The 19993-nt window shown below is 72.1% G+C and carries 16 protein-coding genes; 2 read left to right on the forward strand and 14 right to left on the reverse strand.

Going from position 1 to position 19993, the window contains the following annotated elements; genetic code table 11:
* Positions 1-421 precede the first annotated feature (421 nt).
* On the forward strand, positions 422-1708 hold the full coding sequence (locus ACIQOU_RS14445; protein WP_401536983.1) for a PQQ-dependent sugar dehydrogenase: 1287 nt from the start codon (positions 422-424) through the stop codon (positions 1706-1708).
* 712 nt (positions 1709-2420) lie between these two features.
* Here the strand turns inward: ACIQOU_RS14445 and ACIQOU_RS14450 are convergent.
* From ACIQOU_RS14450 to ACIQOU_RS14515, 14 genes are all read right to left on the reverse strand, one after another.
* Positions 2421-2777: a DUF6191 domain-containing protein gene (locus tag ACIQOU_RS14450; RefSeq protein ID WP_401536984.1), complete on the reverse strand. Its 357-nt coding sequence runs from the start codon at positions 2775-2777 to the stop codon at positions 2421-2423.
* 55 nt (positions 2778-2832) lie between these two features.
* Positions 2833-5856 carry an AAA family ATPase gene (locus tag ACIQOU_RS14455; RefSeq protein WP_401536985.1) on the reverse strand — a complete coding sequence of 1008 codons (3024 nt, stop codon included), beginning with the start codon at positions 5854-5856 and terminating at the stop codon, positions 2833-2835.
* A 53-nt stretch (positions 5857-5909) separates the two neighbouring features.
* Positions 5910-6161 (reverse strand): hypothetical protein, encoded by a 252-nt coding sequence (locus ACIQOU_RS14460; RefSeq protein WP_401536987.1) that lies wholly within the window; start codon positions 6159-6161, stop codon positions 5910-5912.
* 206 nt (positions 6162-6367) lie between these two features.
* A complete protein-coding gene (locus ACIQOU_RS14465) occupies positions 6368-6961 on the reverse strand; it encodes a hypothetical protein (protein WP_401536989.1) in 594 nt (197 codons plus the stop codon).
* A gap of 78 nt (positions 6962-7039) precedes the next feature.
* Positions 7040-7606: a GNAT family N-acetyltransferase gene (locus ACIQOU_RS14470; protein WP_401536990.1), complete on the reverse strand. Its 567-nt coding sequence runs from the start codon at positions 7604-7606 to the stop codon at positions 7040-7042.
* Positions 7607-7738: 132 nt separating this feature from the next.
* On the reverse strand, positions 7739-9253 hold the full coding sequence (gatB, locus tag ACIQOU_RS14475; protein ID WP_401536991.1) for an Asp-tRNA(Asn)/Glu-tRNA(Gln) amidotransferase subunit GatB: 1515 nt from the start codon (positions 9251-9253) through the stop codon (positions 7739-7741).
* 15 nt (positions 9254-9268) lie between these two features.
* Positions 9269-9511 carry a hypothetical protein gene (locus tag ACIQOU_RS14480; RefSeq protein WP_401536992.1) on the reverse strand — a complete coding sequence of 81 codons (243 nt, stop codon included), beginning with the start codon at positions 9509-9511 and terminating at the stop codon, positions 9269-9271.
* Complete coding sequence (gatA, locus tag ACIQOU_RS14485) at positions 9508-11001, reverse strand: Asp-tRNA(Asn)/Glu-tRNA(Gln) amidotransferase subunit GatA (protein ID WP_401536993.1); 1494 nt, start codon at positions 10999-11001, stop codon at positions 9508-9510. The genes ACIQOU_RS14480 and gatA overlap by 4 nt, the downstream gene beginning before the upstream one ends.
* Before the next feature lie 5 nt (positions 11002-11006).
* Positions 11007-11303 carry an Asp-tRNA(Asn)/Glu-tRNA(Gln) amidotransferase subunit GatC gene (gatC, locus tag ACIQOU_RS14490; protein WP_007266718.1) on the reverse strand — a complete coding sequence of 99 codons (297 nt, stop codon included), beginning with the start codon at positions 11301-11303 and terminating at the stop codon, positions 11007-11009.
* 100 nt (positions 11304-11403) lie between these two features.
* The gene (locus ACIQOU_RS14495; protein WP_401536994.1) at positions 11404-13644 is read right to left on the reverse strand and encodes a putative bifunctional diguanylate cyclase/phosphodiesterase; all 2241 of its coding nucleotides are present in this window, start codon (positions 13642-13644) and stop codon (positions 11404-11406) included.
* A 743-nt stretch (positions 13645-14387) separates the two neighbouring features.
* The gene (gene ligA, locus ACIQOU_RS14500) at positions 14388-16586 is read right to left on the reverse strand and encodes an NAD-dependent DNA ligase LigA (protein ID WP_401536995.1); all 2199 of its coding nucleotides are present in this window, start codon (positions 16584-16586) and stop codon (positions 14388-14390) included.
* Between the two features lie 17 nt (positions 16587-16603).
* Positions 16604-17611, reverse strand: a complete 1008-nt coding sequence (locus ACIQOU_RS14505; RefSeq protein ID WP_401536997.1) for a methionine synthase — start codon at positions 17609-17611, stop codon at positions 16604-16606.
* Positions 17612-18187: 576 nt separating this feature from the next.
* Positions 18188-18880 carry an SDR family oxidoreductase gene (locus tag ACIQOU_RS14510; protein ID WP_401536999.1) on the reverse strand — a complete coding sequence of 231 codons (693 nt, stop codon included), beginning with the start codon at positions 18878-18880 and terminating at the stop codon, positions 18188-18190.
* Between the two features lie 34 nt (positions 18881-18914).
* Entirely contained in the window at positions 18915-19454 is a 540-nt protein-coding gene (locus ACIQOU_RS14515; protein ID WP_401537001.1) for a TIGR00730 family Rossman fold protein, read from the reverse strand.
* A 51-nt stretch (positions 19455-19505) separates the two neighbouring features.
* Between ACIQOU_RS14515 and ACIQOU_RS14520 the strand changes: the two genes are divergently transcribed.
* A complete protein-coding gene (locus ACIQOU_RS14520) occupies positions 19506-19850 on the forward strand; it encodes a DUF427 domain-containing protein (protein WP_401537003.1) in 345 nt (114 codons plus the stop codon).
* Positions 19851-19993 lie beyond the last annotated feature (143 nt).

Consider the following 19993-nt stretch of genomic DNA (forward strand, 5'->3'; position numbering starts at 1 on the left):
AGGCAACGGGGGCCGGGCGGCTGGGAGTTGGGCTGGCGGGAGCTGGAGCAACGGGGCCGGAGGACCGGGAGCGGGCTGGCGGGAGCCGGACTGGTGGACGCCTGAACACCGAGAGCTGGGCCAACGGGGGCCGGGCGGCTGGGAGTTGGGCTGGCGGGAGCCGGGCGGCTGGCGTGACCGGGGCCGGGCTGGCGGGAGCTGGAGCAACGGGGCCGGACGACCGGGAGCGGGCTGGCGGGAGCCGGACTGGCGGACGCCGGGCTGGCGGACGCCTGAACACCGAGAGCTGGGCCAACGAGGGCCGGGCGGCTGGGAGTTGGGCTGGTAGGAGCCGGGCTGGCGGGAGGGGTGGTGGTTCTGGTCAGGTGTGTTCGGCGTCGGATTTCGGCGATCGGGGCCCCGGGGGGGGCGCGGGCAGGGTATGACACTGAGAATCCGCCGTGTCGAAGGGACCGAGAACGTGCGACGACGACCCGTGCCGGCCGTGGTGGCCGCCGCCGCCCTCCTGCTGACGGCGGGCTGCTCCGCCGACGCGAACGACGGCTCCGCGTCCGGCGCCGGAACCTCGCCCCCGTGGGCGGACTCCCGCTCCTCCCCTCCCCCGTCCCGGGCGACCGAGTCGGCCGCGCCCGCCAAGGGTTCCGTGACCGTGCTGCGGACGGTCACCTCCGGCCTGAAATCGCCGTGGGGTCTGGTCCCGCTCCCCGAGGGCGGCCTGCTGGTCTCCTCCCGCGACGAGGGAACCCTCACCCGGGTCGACGAGAAGACCGGCGAGCAGACCGAGTTGGGCACGGTGTCCGGGGTCTCCCCTGCGGGCGAGGGAGGCCTTCTCGGCCTCGCGCTCTCCCCCGACTACGCGTCCGACCGCATGGTCTACGCCTACGTCACCTCCGTGTCCGACAACCGCATCGTCCGCATGCGCTACGACCCGCAGAAGCCGTCGGGTGAGCAACTCGGCGCCCCCAGCACCGTCTTCCGCGGCATCCCCAAGGGCATGATCCACAACGGTGGCCGGATCGCGTTCGGCCCCGACAGGATGCTGTACGCGGGTACCGGGGAGACCGGCGAACGGGGTCTTGCCCAGGACAGGACGTCGCTGGCCGGCAAGATCCTGCGGCTGACCCCGGACGGCGCACCGGCCCCGGGCAACCCCTTCCCCGGCTCCCCCGTCTACTCCTACGGCCACCGCAACGTCCAGGGTCTCGCCTGGGATGCCGAACGGCGGCTGTTCGCCTCGGAGTTCGGGCAGGACACGTGGGACGAGCTGAACGTCATCAAGCCGGGCGGCGACTATGGCTGGCCGGACACGGAGGGCAAGTCCTCGAACTCCGGCGAGTCCTCGAACTCCGGCGAGTCCTCGAACTCCGGCGATTCTGCCGACGCGGCCGATGCCGCTGACGCCGCTGACGCCGCCGACCAGGACCCGATCGCCCAGTGGCACACCGCTGACGCCTCCCCGAGCGGGATCGCCTACGCGCGGGGTTCCATCTGGCTGGCGGGCCTGCGCGGGGAACGTCTCTGGCGGGTTCCCCTCAAGGCGACGGCGGTGGCAGCGGACCCCCAGCCCTTCCTCAAGGGCACCTACGGCCGCCTCCGAACGGTGGTCCAGGCAGCGCCGGACAGGCTCTGGCTCCTCACCAGCGAAACGGACGGCCGGGGCACGCCGGGCAAGGGCGACGACAGGATTCTGGAGGTACGGGTGAGGTAGGGGGCTACGGGGAGGGGGGCTTGCCCGCTGACGCGGCTGGGTCGGGTTGGCCCTTCGGGCGAGGGTTCGTGGTCGGGTGCGGCGCGGTGGGGGGGACGGGGGTGAGGGCACGGCTCCGCCATGGCCTGGCCCTTCGGGCGAGGGTTCGTGGTCGGGTGCGGCGCCGTGGGGGCTTGGCGCGCAGTTCCCCGCGCCCCTGGAGGGGGTGGCCATCGCCGTGAGTCGTGGCCAACCCGGCGTCGGGGACAGCGGGCGGGTCCGTGGTCGGGTGCGGCGCCGTGGGGGCTGGTCGCGCAGTTCCCCGCGCCCCTGGAGGGGGTGACCATCACCGTGCCTCGCGACCAACCCCGCGTGAGGACAGCGGGCGGGATCGTGGTCAGGTGCAGCACCGTAGGGGCTTGGCGCGCAGTTCCCCGCGCCCCTGGAGGGGGTGGTCGTCACCGTGCCTCGTGGCGGACCCGGCGTGGGCCGCCCTCCCGCAGTGGGCCCGCGCCTGTCGCGAACGTTGCCGGAACGCCTCGCCGGGACCGGCAAGGCCCCACCGTAAGGAACGCGACTGCCACCCCCTAGGGGCGCGGGGAACTGCGCGACCAGCCACGACGGCCCCGCACCCAACCAACAACCCAACCCAGCACCCACCCCCAAGGGGCGCGGGGAACTGCGCGGCCAACCCCCACGGCCCCGCACCCGGTCGGCGCCCCCGCCGGAACGGCTACCGATCCCCCGGCGCTCGGCGGACTATCACCTTGCCGGAGGCAAGATCGATCGGCCCCCTGCCCGGAGCGCCGTCGCCGACATCCTCCCGGGTCAATTCCAGCCGATTCTGCTCCTCACGAGTGTGCTTACGCCCTGGCGCAAAAAGTTCCTCGAAAAAGCTGAACACGGGCACCTCCCCTGTACACCGGTCGCCTCCCCACCGTACGCCCGCCCCACCGAACGCGCCCCCGACGCACGCCTCCCTCCCCCCGCCCACCGCACCACCCACCCGCCAACCGCATCGGCAGACGCATCGCCGAACGGTTCGCCGAACGGCCCACCGGCGCCCCGCCGAACGACCCCACGCACCCACTCACCCACCCGCGATGCAGCGAGCAGCCCCCCGCACCCGCCGCCTCGCCCGGTGTTCAGCCCGCCGTTGGGAACAGCCCCAGGCGGTGGGAGACCGCCGCCGCCTCGCCGCGTCCGGCGACGCCGAGTTTGGCGAGGATGTGGGAGACATGGACGCTCGCGGTCTTGGGCGAGATGAACAGTTCCTCGGCGATCTGCCGATTGGTGCGGCCGACCGCCACCAGCCGCAGCACATCCCGCTCCCGACCGGTCAGCCCGAACGCCTCCACGGGATCGGAAGGAACCCCCCGCCGCCCGGACCCCCCGTCGAGGGCGAGCCGGGCCCGCTGGGCGAGCAGGGCGACGGCGTCGGCGAGCGGCCGCGCCCCGAGGTGCCCGGCGACGGCATGGGCGAGCCGCACCAACTCGGTCGCCCGGTCCCGCTCGTCGTCGCCCCCGGCGGACAGCAGCGTCGAGGCCAGCCGGTGCCGGACCCGGGCAAGGTCATAGGGCCGGTCGAGGCTCTCGAACGCGGTGACGACGTCGGACCAGATGTCGATGTCGTCCCGCCCCTCCGCCCGCCGCACCTCGGCACGCAACCACTTCTCGTGGGCGAACCAGACCGGCACCCCCGTGGCGGTCCTCTTCGCGGCGTCCCGGAGCCGTTCGAGAGCCTCCGCGCGGCCGTCGGCGGCGATGGGCAGGGCATGGGCGTCGGCCTCGGCGATGGCGGCCGTCAGCAGAAGGGGCCAGCCGTGCTGCTGGGAGCCGGGCGGGATGCCGACGCTGAGGGCGCGTACCAGTTCGGCGCGGGCGTCGAGGAGGCGTCCCTCGGCGGCGGCGATGCCGAGGGCGAGGCGGGCCAGCGGCAGGGACTGCTGGGGCATCGGATCGTGGGTGCCGAAGTGGCCGCGGGCGACGGCGAGTTGCCGGGCGGCCTCGGCCAGGTCGCCCCGGTCCAGGGCGATCCGCGCGAGGCAGGCGGCGCCGTGGCCCCGGGGTTTGACGCCGAGTCCGACCCGCAGGACCTGGGCACCGGCGTCGTCGGCCTCGTCCCAACGGCCCAGGGTGTGCAGGGAGTCGGAGCGGTTGGCCCATATCCAGGCCTCGTTGTCGAGCAGGCCGTGGCGGCGGGCGTAGGCGATGCCGTCCTCCAGGAGCGGGACCGCCTCACGGGTGCGGCCCACCGCCTCCAGCATGGACGGCAGGTTGACGTAGGCACGCCCGGCGACATCGGGGACGTCCTCCGCCAGGGCCAGTTCCTTGACCTCGTGCATCTCCGCGAGGCCGGGTTCGACGGAGCCGGCGTCGACCATGAGGCCGCCGAGGGTGAGGCGGGCGTTCAACTCGATCTCGCGGGCGCCGACCATGCGCGCGTACTCCACGGCCCGCTCGGCGGCGGACAGCGCGTCGGGTCCTGGGGTCCGCAGCGTGGACCAGTGGGCGGCACGGGCGAGGACGTCGGCGTGCACCTCGGACGGGGGCAGGCCGCGCACCAGGTCCTGGGCGGTGCCCAGTTCGCGCCAGCCGTCGCCCCGGGACTGGGACTGCACCAGCCGGGAGCGCTGGACCCAGAACCAGGCGGAGCGCAGCGGATCGTCCTCCTCGGCCAGCAGACTCAGCGCCCGTTTGGTGATCTTCAGGGCGCGTTCGCGTTCGCCGCACAGCCGCCCGGCGACGGCGGCCTCGGCCATCAGGTCGAGATAGCGCAGCGGTGTGGTCGCCGGGTCGCAGCCGCAGGGCGGGTAGACCTCGGTGTAGTCGACGGGGCGCAGGGCCGCGCGGATCGGCTCCGGGGTGGCGTCCCACAGCTCCATCGCCCGCTCCAGGAGCCGGAGTTGCTCGCTGTAGGCGTGCCGGCAGCGGGCCTCGACGGAGGCTTCCAGAACGGTGGGCAGGGCTTTGGCGGCGTCGTGCGCGTGGTACCAGTAGCTGGCCAGGCGCATGATGCGCTCGTCGGCGGGGACCAGCGTCGGATCGGCCTCCAGGGCTTCGGCGTAGCGGCGGTTGAGGCGGGAGCGCTCGCCGGGCAGCAGGTCGTCGCCGACGGCCTCGCGGACCAGGGCGTGCCGGAAGCGGTAGCCGTCGCCCGCGTCGGTGGCGAGCAGCAGGTTGGCGTTGACGGCGGCCCGCAGCGCCTCGATGAGGTCGTCCTCGGCGAGCCGGGCGACGGCGGCGAGGAGCCGGTACTCGACGGTGGAGCCGCCCTCGGCGACGATCCGGGCGACCCGCTGGGCGCTCTCCGGCAGCCCCTCGACGCGCACCAGGAGCAGATCGCGCAGCGAGTCGGTGAGCCCGGTGCGGCAGCCCTCGTGGGCGGCGACGGCGAGTTCCTCGACGAAGAAGGCGTTGCCGTCGGAGCGTTCGAAGATGGCGTCGACCTGCATGGGGTCGGGTTCGTGGGCGAGGATGCCGGCGATCTGGCGACCGACCTCGGTGTGGTTGAAGCGGCGCAGCTCCAGGCGGCGGACGGTGCGCAGCCGGTCCAGCTCGGCGAGGAGCGGGCGCAGCGGATGGCGGCGGTGGATGTCGTCGGCGCGGTAGGTGGCGAGGACGACCAGGCGGCCGGTGCGCAGGGTGCGGAACAGGTAGGCGAGCAGATGCCGGGTGGAGGCGTCGGCCCAGTGCAGGTCCTCCAGGGCGACGATGACGGTGCGGTCGGCGGCGACGCGTTCCAGCAGCCGCGCGGTCAGTTCGAAGAGGCGGGCCATGCCTTCCTCGTCGTGGCGGCGCGAGCCGGTCTCGCCCAGCTCGGGCAGGAGCCGGGCCAGCTCGGTCTCCTGTCCTGCGGCGGCGTCCGCGAGCGCCTCGGGCAGGGCCAGGCGCAGGGCGCGCAGGGCGGTGGAGAAGGGCGCGAACGGCAGTCCGTCGGCGCCCATCTCCACACAGCCGCCCAGCGCGACCACGGCACCCCGGGAGCGGGCGGCGGTCGCGAACTCCTCGACCAGCCTGGTCTTGCCGACCCCGGCCTCGCCGCCGATCAGCAACGCCTGCGGCTCGCCCCCGGCGGCCCGGGCCAGCGCGTCGTTCAATACCCCCAGCTCATCGACTCGACCCACGAACACCGGACTGACGGACTTGGTCTCCACGGGCCAGAGCATCGCACGGGGCCCGGACAATGCGGCAGCGGTTTTCCACAGGCCGACCGGGCCGCTCATGTAGTACGAAAAAAGCCGAGGCGGCGGGGCCGGGCCGGTTCGGATTCCGGCGCGGTCGTATGACGGGACGGTTCGGATTCCGGTATGACCTCGCGGCGGGTCGGATCGGACGGCCGTGCGACCGTGCGTCGGGTGGTCTCGTGGCGGGCGGCGCGGCGGGCGCGGGCCGCCTCCAGGGCCAGGCGCTGTTCGTCGGCGCGGCGGATGAGTTCGGCGGAACGGTACTGGTGCAGTTCGTAGTCGTACATAGGGCGGCCCCTCGGTGCGTCGGTGTCGGTCTCGCTGTGCGCGATGCCTTCACTTTCGCCCGGCAGGGGGGTGCGTCACATCGGGAGAGTTCCGCATCTTCCGAGGTCACAGGGGCCTTAGACGCGCCTTAGACGCGCGGGAGGGGTCTTAGGGCGGCCGTAAGAACCTTACGGGCGCCCTAAGACCCCTCGGGGTCCGCGGCCGGTCAGCTGGTGGCGGGCAGGCCGAGCAGGACGTCGGTGTACTTGAGGACGGCCAGGAGCAGGCCGATCACACCGAGGGCGACGCCGCCCCAGGCGACCGACTTGATCCACGCCGACTGCCGGACGCGGCCGGGGACGCCGAACGCGGGGCGGGCCAGCACCACGACGCCGACGACCAGCGCGAGCAGCGCGAAGAGGCCGCCGTAGAGGGCGCTGGCGTGCCAGGCCTCGCCGTAGATCGACTTGACCTGCGCGGAGACCGACGCCGTGGACGACGTCTGGAGCTGGCCGATGAGGGTCTGGCGGGCGGACGCGACGGTGCCGAGCCAGCTGCCGGTCAGCGAGACGACGCCGAGGGCGGCGGACACGACCGCGCCCGCACCCTGGCCGACGTCGGAGGAACCTTCCGCCTGAGCGGCCGGAACGTTCTCGTCCGGTTCGGCGTCGTCGACATCATCGGCGTCGACGTCCGCAGCGGCGTCGTTCTCCGTCACCGCGTCGGCCTCGGCCGGGGTCTCCACCTGCTCCTTGGACAGATCGGCGGACTTCACTTCGGTGGCCTCGGTCACGGCCTGGTCATCTGTCTTGGTTCCCATACCTCGCACCGTACGGACGCTGTCTGAGAAGTCTCTTAATGATCGACCGGTGGCCGTCGAGACCTCGCTTACCTGTCGTTACTGCTGGGCACGCGCGCGTGCTTCACGCCATTCGGGGGCGAGGATCGACCACACCTCCAGATCATGCCGCTCCCCACCATAGGGGTGCGCCTCCCGGAGTACGCCATCGCGGGTCATTCCCAGCCGCCGGGCGACCTTGAGGCTGGCCTCGTTCCCGGCGGCGGCGACCCACTCGACGCGGTGCAGGCCGCGCCGGTCGAAGGCGAAGTCGAGCAGGACGCGGACCGCCCGGGTCACCAGGCCGCGCCCGGTGCCGGCGGGCTCCAGCCAGCAGCCGATCTCGCCGGTGCCCTTGGCGGCGTCGAAGTTGAGGAAGAGCACGCCGCCCACGAGGGTGCCGTTCAGCCACAGTCCGTGCAGGGCGCCGGTGTCGGCGGCCCGCTGGTCGGCGTAGCGCTGGAGCAGGGCCCGCGCGGAGTCGACGTCCCGCTCCTGGGTGCCGAACGCGATGAACCGTCCGATGAACTCCCGTCCCCGCTCCAGGTGGGCGAGGAACTCCTCGGCGTGCCAGGGCTCCAGCGGCCGCAGTTCGGCGCCGTCGCCCCCGAGGGATATCGCGTACATGCTGTGCCCGCTCTCTGACCTGGACGTCCGCCGCTTCGGCGACCGTGCTGGCGGCAGCCTTTCACGCCAGGATCACGAAACGGCCCCGACGGACATGGGTGACATGTCCGCCGGGGCCGCCCGGTGTGTGCGTCAGCCCTCGCTGACGCCGAGCTTCTCCAGGATCAGTTCCTTGACGCGGGCCGCGTCGGCCTGACCCCGGGTCGCCTTCATGACCGCGCCGACCAGGGCGCCGGCCGCGGCGACCTTGCCGCCCCGGATCTTGTCGGCGATGCCCGGGTTGCCGGCGATGGCCTCGTCGACGGCGGTGCCCAGCGCGGAGTCGTCGGAGACGACCTTCAGGCCGCGCTTGTCGACGACCTCGTCCGGGGTGCCCTCGCCCGCGAGGACGCCCTCGATGACCTGGCGGGCCAACTTGTCGTTCAGATCACCGGCGTTGACCAGCGCGGTGACCCGGGCGACCTGCTCAGGGGTGATCGGCAGCTGGTCGAGCGCGGTGCCCGACTCGTTGGCGCTGCGGGCCAGTTCGCCCATCCACCACTTGCGCGCGGAGGCCGCGTCGGCACCGGCGTCGATCGTCGCGACGATCGGGTCGATGGCACCGGCGTTCAGGATCGACTGCATGTCGAACGCCGAGACGCCCCACTCCTCGCGCAACCGGTTGCGGCGGGCGAGCGGCTGCTCGGGCAGCCCGGCCCGCAGCTCCTCGACCCACGCGCGTGAGGGGGCGATCGGGACGAGGTCGGGCTCCGGGAAGTACCGGTAGTCCTCGGCCTCCTCCTTCACGCGGCCCGAGGTCGTGGACCCGGTGTCCTCGTGGAAGTGGCGGGTCTCCTGGATGATCGCGCCGCCCGCGTCCAGGACGGCGGCGTGCCGCTGGATCTCGTAGCGGGCGGCGCGCTCCACGGAACGCAGCGAGTTGACGTTCTTCGTCTCGCTGCGGGTGCCGAACTTCTCGCGGCCGTGCGGGCGCAGCGACAGGTTGACGTCGCAGCGCATCTGGCCCTGCTCCATGCGGGCCTCCGAGACGCCGAGCGCCTTGATCAGCTCGCGCAGCTCGGCGACGTACGCCTTGGCGACCTCGGGGGCGCGTTCACCGGCGCCCTCGATCGGCTTGGTGACGATCTCGATGAGCGGGATACCGGCGCGGTTGTAGTCCAGGAGCGAGTGCGAGGCGCCGTGGATGCGGCCGGTGGCGCCGCCGACGTGCAGCGACTTACCGGTGTCCTCCTCCATGTGGGCGCGCTCGATCTGCACCCGGAAGGTCTCCCCGTCCTCCAGCTCGACGTCCAGATAGCCGTCGAAGGCGATCGGTTCGTCGTACTGGGAGGTCTGGAAGTTCTTCGGCATGTCCGGATAGAAGTAGTTCTTCCGGGCGAAACGGCACCACTCGGCGATCTCGCAGTTCAGCGCGAGGCCGATCTTGATGGCCGACTCGATCCCGATCGCGTTGACGACCGGGAGCGCGCCGGGCATGCCGAGGCAGGTGGGGCAGGTCTGCGCGTTGGGCTCGGCGCCCAGTTCGGTCGAACAGCCGCAGAACATCTTGGTCCTGGTGCCGAGTTCGACATGGACCTCAAGGCCCATGACGGGGTCGTACGACGCCAGCGCGTCCTCGTACGACACCAGGTCGGTCGTGGTGGTCACGGTGAAACTTCCCTCTCAGCCCAGCAGGACGTCGTCGTCGCCCAGCCGCTTCAGCTCGCGGTACAGGATGGCGAGGCCGGTGACGATGGAGACGGCGGACGTGGCCGCGTCGATCAGCCGCAGCGTGTCGTTCTCGCTGCGCGCCTTCTTGATCGACTTGGCGACACCGATCGCGCCGAACGCGGTGGTGGCCATGGACAGATACGTGCCGGACTTGGACTTCTTGAAGCCCTTGGCCTTCGACAGTGCGTTGCTCACAGCGACGGAGCCTCCTCCAGGAGCGGGTGTCCCCACTGTTCCACGAAGGCGGCCTCGACGGCGGCACCCACCTTGTAAAGACGGTCGTCCTTCAGGGCGGGCGCGATGATCTGCAAACCGACCGGGAGACCGTCCTCCGGGGCCAGGCCGCAGGGCAGCGACATGGCCGCGTTGCCCGCCAGGTTGGTGGGGATGGTGCAGAGGTCGGCGAGGTACATCGCGATCGGGTCGTCGGCCCGCTCGCCGATCGGGAACGCGGTGGTCGGCGTCGTCGGCGACACGATCACGTCGACCTGCTCGAAGGCCTTCTCGAAGTCGCGCGTGATGAGGGTGCGCACCTTCTGGGCGGAGCCGTAGTAGGCGTCGTAGTAGCCGCTGGACAGGGCGTACGTGCCGAGCATGATGCGCCGCTTGACCTCGGGTCCGAAGCCCGCCTCCCGGGTGAGGGAGGTGACCGCCTCGGCCGAGTGGGTGCCGTCGTCGCCGGTGCGGACGCCGTAGCGCAGACCGTCGAAGCGGGCGAGGTTCGAGGAGCACTCGGAGGGCGCGATCAGGTAGTACGCCGAAAGAGCGAGGTCGAACGACGGGCAGTCCAGCTCGACGATCTCGGCGCCCAGCGACTTCAGCAGGGCGACCGACTCGTCGAACCGCTGGAGGACACCGGCCTGGTAGCCCTCGCCGCGGAACTGCTTCACGACGCCGACCCGCATCCCCGCGACGCTGCCGTTGCGGGCGGCCTCGACGACCGGCGGGACCGGCGCGTCGATCGACGTCGAGTCGAGCGGGTCGTACCCGGCGATGGCCTCGTGCAGCAGCGCCGTGTCCAGGACCGTACGGGCGCAGGGCCCGCCCTGGTCCAGGGAGGACGAGAAGGCGACCATGCCGTAGCGGGAGACCGCGCCGTACGTCGGCTTGACGCCGACCGTGCCGGTGACGGCGGCCGGCTGGCGGATGGAGCCGCCGGTGTCGGTGCCGATCGCCAACGGCGCCTCGAAGGCGGCGAGCGCGGCGGCGGAACCGCCACCGGAGCCGCCGGGGATCTTGGTCAGGTCCCAGGGGTTGCCGGTGGGGCCGTACGCGCTGTTCTCGGTGGAGGACCCCATGGCGAACTCGTCCATGTTGGTCTTGCCGAGGATCACCACGTCGGCGGCCTTGAGCCGCTTGGTGAGGGTCGCGTCGTAGGGCGGAATCCAGCCTTCGAGGATCTTCGAGCCGACGGTGGTCGGGATGCCCTCGGTGGTGAAGATGTCCTTGAGCGCGAGCGGGACGCCGGCCAGCGGGCCGAGCTGCTCGCCCCGCTCCCGCTTCGCGTCGACGGCACGGGCCTGGGCCAGCGCGCCCTCGCGGTCGACGTGCAGGAAGGCGTGCACCTTCTCGTCGACGGCCTCGATCCGGGCCAGGTGGGCCTCGGTGACCTGAACGGCGGTGAGTTCGCCCGCGGCGATCTTCGCCGCGGTGTCGGCCGCGGTGAGCTTGATGATGTCCGTCATGGTGATTAGTCCTCCCCCAGGATCTGCGGCACCTTGAAACGCTGCTGCTCCTGGGCCGGGGCGCCGGAGAGCGCCTGCTCGGGGGTGAGCGACGGACGGACCTCGTCCGCCCGCATGACGTTCGTCAGCGGGAGCGGGTGCGAGGTCGGCGGTACGTCTTGGTCGGCGACCTCACTGACGCGGGCGACCGCGCCGATGATGTCGTCCAGCTGTCCCGCGAAGTGGTCGAGTTCTTCGCTCTTCAGCTCCAGACGCGCCAGCCGGGCGAGGTGGGCGACCTCCTCGCGCGTGATGCCAGGCATGCAGCGATCCTCTGGGGTGAGTGTGAGTGATGTGGCCCCAATCCTAGGCCGCGCGGCACCATGCCCGTGAAACGGTTTACCCGGGCCGCCCCGGGGCGGGTCATTCGGCCGCCGGGAGCACCGCGCGCGGGCGCTGCCAGCCGCGCGTTCCGCGGGCGAGCAGCCACGCCGTGGTCTCGTCCGCGGGCATCGCCGCCGCGACCAGCCAGCCCTGAACGGCGTCGCAGCGCAGGTCCCGCAGGCGTTCCCAGGTCTCGTCGTCCTCGACGCCCTCCGCGACGACGAGCAGCCCGAGGGAGTGGGCGAGGTCGACCGTGCAGCGCACGATCTCCGCGTCCTCGGTGTCGACGGCGAGGCGGGCCACGAAGGAGCGGTCGATCTTCAGTTCGCTGACGGGCAGCCGCCGCAGGTGCACCAGGGAGGAGTATCCGGTGCCGAAGTCGTCCAGGGACATCTTGACGCCGTGCCCGGTCAGCCCGGCGAGGGTGGCGGCGGCCCGCTGCGGGTCCTCCAGGAGGACGTGCTCGGTGATCTCCAGCTGGAGCGAGCCCGCCGGGACGCCGTGCCGGGCCAGCCGCGCGGCGACCGATCCGGCGAACCCGGGCGTGTGGACGTCGCGCGGCGAGACGTTGACGGCGACCGGCACGTACAGGCCCTGCGCGCGCCAGCGGGCGACCTGCGCGAGCGCGGTGTCGAGGACGTACTCGGTGAGATGGGGCATCAGCCCCGACGACTCGGCGATCGCTATGAACTCGTCCGGCGGCACCTTCCCGCGCTCCGGGTGCACCCACCGCACCAGCGCCTCAAGTCCCGCCACCTGCCCGTCGAAGCGGACCTTCGGCTGGTAGTGCAACTGCACCTCGTGCGCGTCCAGGGCGCGGCGCAGATCGCCCAACAGGCCCAGCCGGTCCGGGGTGTTGGAGTCGCGCTTGGACTCGTAGACCTCGACGCCGGTGCGGTCCCGTTTCGCCTGGTACATCGCGACGTCCGCGCGCCGCAGCAGCCCCTCGGCGTCCAGCGCGTGGTCGGGGAAGACGGCGACGCCCGCGCTGGCCTCCAGGACGAGGGTGAGCCCGTCGAGGTCGAGCGGGGAGGAGAGCGCGGTGACCAGGTTGCGGGCCACCCGGGTCGCGGACGTGGTGGAGTCGGCGACCGGCAGCAGCACCGCGAACTCGTCGCCGCCGAGCCGGGCCGCCTCCGCGCCGCGCGGCAGCGCCACCCGCAGCCGGTCCGCTATCTGCAACAGCAGCCGGTCACCGGCGAGATGGCCCAGGGTGTCGTTGACCGACCGGAACCGGTCGAGGTCGATGAGCATCAGCGCGGAGCGGGCGCCGATGCGTTCGGCGTCGTCGAGAGCGGTCCAGATCCGCTCCAGCAGCCATTGCCGGTTGGGCAGTCCGGTCAGCGGGTCGCGCAGCTGTTCCTCGGCGCGGGCGCGGGCGATCCAGAGGGTGGAGTCGAGGGCGATCAGCGGGATCGCGAACAGCGGCAGCAGCACCGGCTGGGCGACGGCGACCACGCAGACCAGCGGGGCGATGCCGAGCAGCGCGACGGCCACCAGGCCCTGTCTGACCAGGGCGGTGCGGGCGGCGGTGGGCAGCGGGCCCTGCCGCGGCACGCTCAGGTACCAGAGCAGGGCGCGGGTGACGAGGAGGTAGGCGCCGGCGGTCAGCAGCACCGCGGGGACGGTGGCGGCGGTCCAGGTGTCCGGGTCCCAGGGCCGCTCCACGGACGGCGTCCGTCCGAACCCGGCGAGCACGAGGGCGCCCGCGCCGATGCCGACGATGTCGATGGCGCCGTGCCGCACGCCCTGGCACCAGCGGTTGCGCCGGGCCATGCCGACCAGCACGACGACGGTGAGGCTGACCATCGCGGCCGGCACCCACCCGTACAGCAGCAGCACCGCGAGGGTCAGGGTGGCGCCCGAACCGGTGCCGCCCCACCAACGGGCCCGGCCCAGCATCACGAGGTGGCCGACGATGACGCCGACCAGCAGCGCGAGGGACCAGCCGACGGTGCCGCCCGGGAAGAGCGCGTGCGTCGCGCTGAACGCCCGGTGGAGACCGACGCCGAGCAGCACCGCCGCCAGCACGACAACGGCCGTGGTCAACGGCGGTCCCAGGGGCTGTCGTTCGGAGTCGGCGCCCGGCAGCCCGGTGACGGGGCCGGTGCCGACGTGGCCGGTGCCGGGTCCGTTGGGCACGGCGAACTGTCCGGCGGCCCGCCCCTCCGCTCCCGGCCGCTCCGCCGTCCGCACTGCCCACGGGCCCGCCCGCAAGGCGCCGGCGACCCGGCGTCGGGGCAGCCCGGAGGCCTGAGCGGCGCTCTCGGTCGGTTCCATTCCCGTCCCTCTCACAGCCGGCGGTGCCCACACCGCGCGGTCCGCTGCCCGGCGATCCCCACCGGCGACGGTGCCGGGTCGGAAAGCCCTTTCTCCGCTCCACAGGAGCAAGGAAACGCACCGGCCGCAGCGGGCAGGGTAGGTGCACTGCCCAACAGTAGGCCGGAGAACGCTTCCACGGGCAGCGATCGGCACCGGTTGCCCGAATACGCCTCCGCCACCCTTATGCATCTGGTATGCGCCGAACGAGTGCCCTTCAACCGCCGCCCGGCGTGGCGGACGGGCGGTTCTTTCAGCCATTCCTCAACGCGCTCTTCAGCCACGCCCCCAACGGTCGAACACCAGCTCACCGACGGTGCGTCAGCGGATCGGAGCTACTCCCTGGCGCACCCCGGGCCGCTCACCGGACCACGCCGGGCCGACGCGTCCGGCCCGCCCCGGCACGAGCACCCTGCCCCGCACCACACACCCCGGCACACCAATTCCGGGGCACACGACCTGAGTTACGACCCCGGGGCGGCCTACCCGGGCCAACCGTTTCCGGGGCGCCCCGGGCCGGGGGGCGTGTCCCGGGGCGCCCGTTCTGGGGGCGCATGACCCGGACCGCCGTTCCGTGGCACCCCCGGACCGCCGTTCCAAAGCGTCCCCGGGCTGTCGTTTCGGGGTGGGCTTTGGGTTGGTCTGTTGGTCGGTGTTGTCGGGGGCGGGGCGCTGCTGCTTTCCCGGTCTCTCTCGCGGTTGCGTTACTCCTCGGTGGGGAGGGGGAGGGCGGCGGCGGTCGCTGCTTCCGGGCCCTGGTCCAGGAGGAGGGTGAAGCCGTCCTCGTTCAGGACGGGGACCTTGAGTTGCATCGCCTTGTCGTGCTTCGAACCGGGGTTCTCGCCCACGACCACGAACGACGTCTTCTTGGAGACCGACCCGGTCACCTTGGCGCCCTGGGACTGGAGGGCCTCCTTGGCGCCGTCGCGGGTGAAGTGCTCCAGCGTGCCGGTGACGACGACGGTGAGGCCTTCGAGGGGGCGCGGGCCCTCGTCCTCGCCGGAGCCCTCCTCCTCCATGCGGACCCCGGCCGCCCGCCACTTGCGCAGGATCTCCTGGTGCCACTCGACGGCGAACCACTCCTTCAGGGAATCGGCGATGATCTCGCCCACCCCGTCGGTGTTCGACAGTTCCTCCTTCGTGGCCTGCTCGATGCGCTCGATCGAACGGAACTCGCGGGCCAGCGCCTCGGCGGCGACCGGTCCGACGTGCCGGATCGACAGGCCGGTCAGGACACGGGCGAGTGGGCGCTCCTTGGCCGCCGCGATGTTCTCCAGCATCGCCAGGGCGTTCTTGCGGGGCTCGCCCTGCTGGTTGGCGAAGACGGTGACGACCTTCTCGTCGCCGGTCTTCGGGTCCCGCTTGGGCAGCCCGCTGTCCTGGTCGAGGACGTACGCCTTGATCGGCAGCAACTGCTCGATGGTCAGGTCGAACAGGTCGCCCTCGTCGGCCAGCGGCGGGTCCGACGGCTCCAACGGCTTGGTGAGGGCGGCCGCCGAGACATAGCCGAAGTTCTCGATGTCCAGGGCCTTGCGGCCCGCGAGGTAGAACAGGCGCTCGCGCAACTGGGCCGGGCAGGTGCGGGCGTTGGGGCAGCGCAGGTCGACGTCGCCCTCCTTCATCGGCCTCAGCGGGGTGCCGCACTCGGGGCACTCGGCCGGCATCACGAACGGGCGCTCGCTGCCGTCGCGCAGGTCGGCGACCGGGCCGAGGATCTCCGGGATGACGTCACCGGCCTTGCGCAGCACCACGGTGTCGCCGATGAGGACGCCCTTGGCCTTGACCACGTCCTGGTTGTGCAGGGTCGCGAACTCCACCTCGGAGCCCGCCACCGTCACCGGCTCGACCTGCGCGTACGGCGTGACCCGGCCCGTACGGCCCACCCCCACACGGATGTTGACGAGCTTGGTGTTGACCTCCTCCGGCGCGTACTTGTAGGCGATCGCCCAGCGCGGCGCGCGGGAGGTGGAGCCGAGGCGGCCCTGCAACGGGATCTCGTCGAGCTTGACGACGGCCCCGTCGATCTCGTGCTCCACGGAGTGCCGGTTCTCACCGAAGTAGGCGATGAACTCCCGTACGCCGTCCAGACGGTCGACCACGCGGTTGTACCGGGCGGTGGGCAGGCCCCAGCTCTTGAGGAGGTCGTAGGCCTCGGAGAGGCGGCCGAGGCCCTCGTAGCCCTCCAGGGCGCCGATGCCGTGCACGACCATGTGCAGCGGGCGGGTGGCGGTGACGCGCGGGTCCTTCTGGCGCAGCGAACCGGCCGCCGCGTTGCGCGGGTTGGCGAACGGCTTCTCACCGGCCTCCACCAGGCGGGCGTTGAGCGCCTGGAACTCCTCCATCGGGAAGTAGACCTCGCCCCGGATCTCCACCAGGTCGGGCACCGTGTCCCCGGCGAGCCGGTCCGGGATCTCGGTGATGGTGCGGACGTTGGGCGTGATGTCCTCGCCGGTGCGGCCGTCGCCGCGGGTCGCCGCGCGGGTGAGCCGGCCGTGCTCGTAGGTGAGGTTCACCGCGAGGCCGTCGACCTTCAGCTCGCACAGCAGGTGGTAGTCCGTGGTGCCGACGTCCTTGGCGACGCGCTCGCCCCAGGCCGCCAACTCCTCGTCGTCGAAGGCGTTGTCGAGGGAGAGCATGCGGGTGCGGTGCTGGACGGAGGCGAAGTCCGTCTCGTACGCGCCCGCGACCTTCTGTGTCGGGGAGTCCGGGGTGCGCAGCTCCGGGTATTCCTCCTCCAGCTCCTGGAGGGACCGCAGGAGCGTGTCGAACTCCGCGTCGCTGACGACCGGGGCGTCGTTCACGTAGTACCGGAAGCGGTGCTCCTCGATCCGCTCCGCGAGCTGCGCGTGCTTCTCCCGTGCCTCGGCGGGCACCGTGCTCTCCGCCTGCTTGTCGCCGGCCACCGTTGATCGTCCTCCCGTTACTCAGGGTTGTCCGCGAGTGATCTCGCCGCCCGGACGCAGTGGGCGAGCGCCTCCCGTGCGTACTGCGGGGAGGCCCCCGCGAGGCCGCATGCCGGGGTGAGCGTGATCGCCTCCGCGAGCAGCCCAGGTCGCAGCCCCAGCCTGCGCCACAGCGTCCTGACCCCCATGACGCTACCGGCAGGGTCTGACAATGCCGTGTCCGTGCCCGGTACGACACCGGCGAAGAGCCGGGTGCCGTCCTCGACGGCCTCACCGATCGCGTCGTCGTCACGTTCGGTGAGCAGCGAGAAGTCGAAGGAGACGGCGTCCGCGCCCGCCCGGCGCAGCAGCGCGAACGGCACGTCGGGGGCGCAGGAGTGGACGACGACGGGGCCGGTGCCGTGCACTCCGACCAGGTCACGGAGGGTCGACTCGACGAGTTGGCGGTCGACGGCACGGTGGGTGCGGTAGCCGCTGGCGCTGCGCACGTGGCCGCGCAGGACGGCGACGAGGGACGGTTCGTCGAGCTGGAGCACGAGCTGTGCGCCGGGCAGGCGGCGGGCGACCTCGGCGAGGTGCTCGCGCAGGCCCTCGGCGAGGGACGCGGCGAGGTCGCGGGTGGCGCCGGGGTCGGACAGCGCGACCTCGCCGTTGCGCAGTTCCAGCGCTGCGGCGAGCGTCCACGGGCCGACGGCCTGCACCTTCGCCTGGCCGGTGTAGCCCTGCGTGAACTCCTCCAGCGCGTCCAGGTCCTCGCCGAGCCAGGCCCGCGCCCGTCGGGTGTCCCGTCCCGGTCGGTCGCCGAGCCGCCAGCCGCTGGGCTCCACGCGTGCGTACAGCTCGACGAGCATGCCTGCGGTGCGGCCGATCATGTCGGCGCCGGGGCCCCTGGCCGGGAGTTCGGCGAGGTACGGGAAGTCCTCGAAGGACCCGGTGACGGTCTTGGCGGTCTCGCGGGCGTCGCCGGTGGGCATGGAGCCGATGCCGGTCGCTGCCGCGAAGTGGAACGGGGGGTTATTGCTCACGCCGTGAAGAGTAGTGACTGTTCTGTCCGACGCCCGCCCCTGGGGGCTGCGCCCCCAGACCCCGCTTCGCCCTGAACGGGCTCGTCCTCAAGCGCCGGACGGGCTGCTTGAAACCGACCTGCGCTGCCTCGGCACCGAAGAAACCCGGGGGCTGCGCCCCCGAACCCCCCTTCGCCCTGAACGGGCTCGTCCTCAAACGCCGGACGGGCTGCTTCATACCGACCTGCGCTGCCTCAGCGCCGAAGAAACCCGGGGGCTGCGCCCCCGAACCCCCCTTCGCCCTGAACGGGCTCGTCCTCAAACGCCGGACGGGCTGCTTGAAACCGACCTGCGCTGCCTCGGCACCGAAGAAACCCGGGGGCTGCGCCCCCGAACCCCCCTTCGCCCTGGACGGCCTCGTCCTCAAACGCCGGACGGGCTGCTTCATACCGACCTGCGCTGCCTCGGCACCGAAGAGACCCGGGGGCTGCGCCCCCGAACCCCCCTTCGGCCTGGACGGCCTCGTCCTCAAGCGCCGGACGGGCTGGTGGGTTGGCACCGGCCTGCACTTGCCTGGCCCCCCAACCGCCGGACCCCCTAGAAGGTTCCCGGGCGGATCGTCACGTCGGGGATCTGGGCGTCTCTGGGGAGGTCCAGGGTCGTCAGGATGGTGGTCGCTACCGACTCGGGGTCGATCCAGCGGGCGGCGTCGTACTGCTTGCCCTCCTGTCGGTGGACCTTGGCCTGCATGGGGCTGGCCGTGCGGCCGGGGTAGACGGACGTGACGCGGACGCCGTTGCCGTGCTCCTCGTGGCGGAGGGCGTCGGCGAGGGCCTTGAGGCCGTGCTTGGAGGCGGCGTAGGCCGACCAGTCGGCGTGGGCTGCCAGACCGGCGCCGGAGTTGACGAAGAGGACCTGGCCGCGGACGGCACGGAGCTGGGGCAGGAAGAGGCGGGTCAGCTCGGCGGGCGCGATCAGGTTGACGTTGAGCTGGTGGTGCCAGGACTTGGGGGTGAGGTCTCCGACCGGGCCCAGGTCGACGACCCCGGCGATGTGCAGCAGCGTGTCGACCCGCTCCGGCAGCGACTGATGGGAGAAGGCCCAGGACAGTTTGTCGGGGTCGGTGAGGTCCCCGACGAGGGTCTTGGCGCCGGGGAAGGCGGCGGCCAGTTCCTTCGCGCGGCCCGCGTCGCGCGCGTGCAGCACGAGGTCGTCCCCGCGCGCGTGCAGGCGGCGCGCGACGGCCGCGCCGATGCCGGAACCGGCTCCGGTGATCACATGTGTAGCCATGCCGCCATGCTCGCAGCCGCCCCGGACCGCCGGACTACTGGATGCCCTGGCTCTCCTCCAGGTAGGCGAGCGCGCCCACCGGCTCCTCCGCGAAGAACACCAACTGCGTCAGCGGGACCGGCAGGAACCCCTCGTCCTCCATCCGCCGGAACTGCTCCTTGAGCCCGTCGTAGAAGCCCTCGGTGTTCAGCACCACGACCGGCTTGTCCGTGTGCCCGTGCTTCTTCAGCTCCAGGATCTCGGTCGCCTCGTCGAGGGTCCCGGTGCCGCCCACCATGACGACCACGGCATCGGCCTTCTCCACGAGCAGCTTCTTGCGTTCCGCGAGGTCGGCCGCGGTCACCATCTCGTCGGCGCCCACCCGCGCCTTGGCCGACAGGAAGTCGACCGACACCCCGACCAGCCTGCCGCCCGCCTCCTGGACGCTGTCGGCGACGACCTTCATCAGACCGACGTCCGAACCGCCCCACACCAGCGTGTGGCCGCCCTCCCCCAGCAAGGTCCCGAACTCGCGCGCGGGGCGCCTGTAGCGGTCGTCGAGGTCGGCGGCGGAGAGGAAGACACAGATACGCATGAGGTCACCGTACGGGGGAACAACGGGGGCACCGCCAGCGCTTTTCCGAGTATGGCCCCAGGACACACGATCACCATCGAACAAGGCACCCGGCGGATCAGGGTCGTGAACGGCGACCAGGTCCTCGCGGACAGCGAACGGCCCCTGCTCCTGCGGGAGACGGGATGTCCGGTGCGCTACTACATCCCGGCCGACGACGTCCGCCTCGACCTCCTGACCCCGTCCGGCACCCACACCTACTGCCCCTTCAAGGGCACCGCCTCCTACTGGTCCCTCCCTGACGCCCCCGACCTCGTCTGGTCCTACCCCGACCCCAAGCCCGACGTCGCCCAGATCAAGGACCACCTGTGCTTCTACGAGGTGGAGGAGGTGGGGCAGGTGAGGGAGGTGGGGTAGGGCTGGAGGTGGGGTAGGGCGGGATTGGCGTCGGGGCTCGGCCAGTTTGACTAGTCAGCTCAACCAGTTTGACTAGCCGACTCGACCAATTTGACCAGCTGACTCGACCAATTTGACCAGTCGAGTCGTTCAGTTTGACTACT

It is taken from the genome of Streptomyces sp. NPDC091279, assembly GCF_044757465.1.
In the GTDB taxonomy this organism is placed as follows: domain Bacteria; phylum Actinomycetota; class Actinomycetes; order Streptomycetales; family Streptomycetaceae; genus Streptomyces.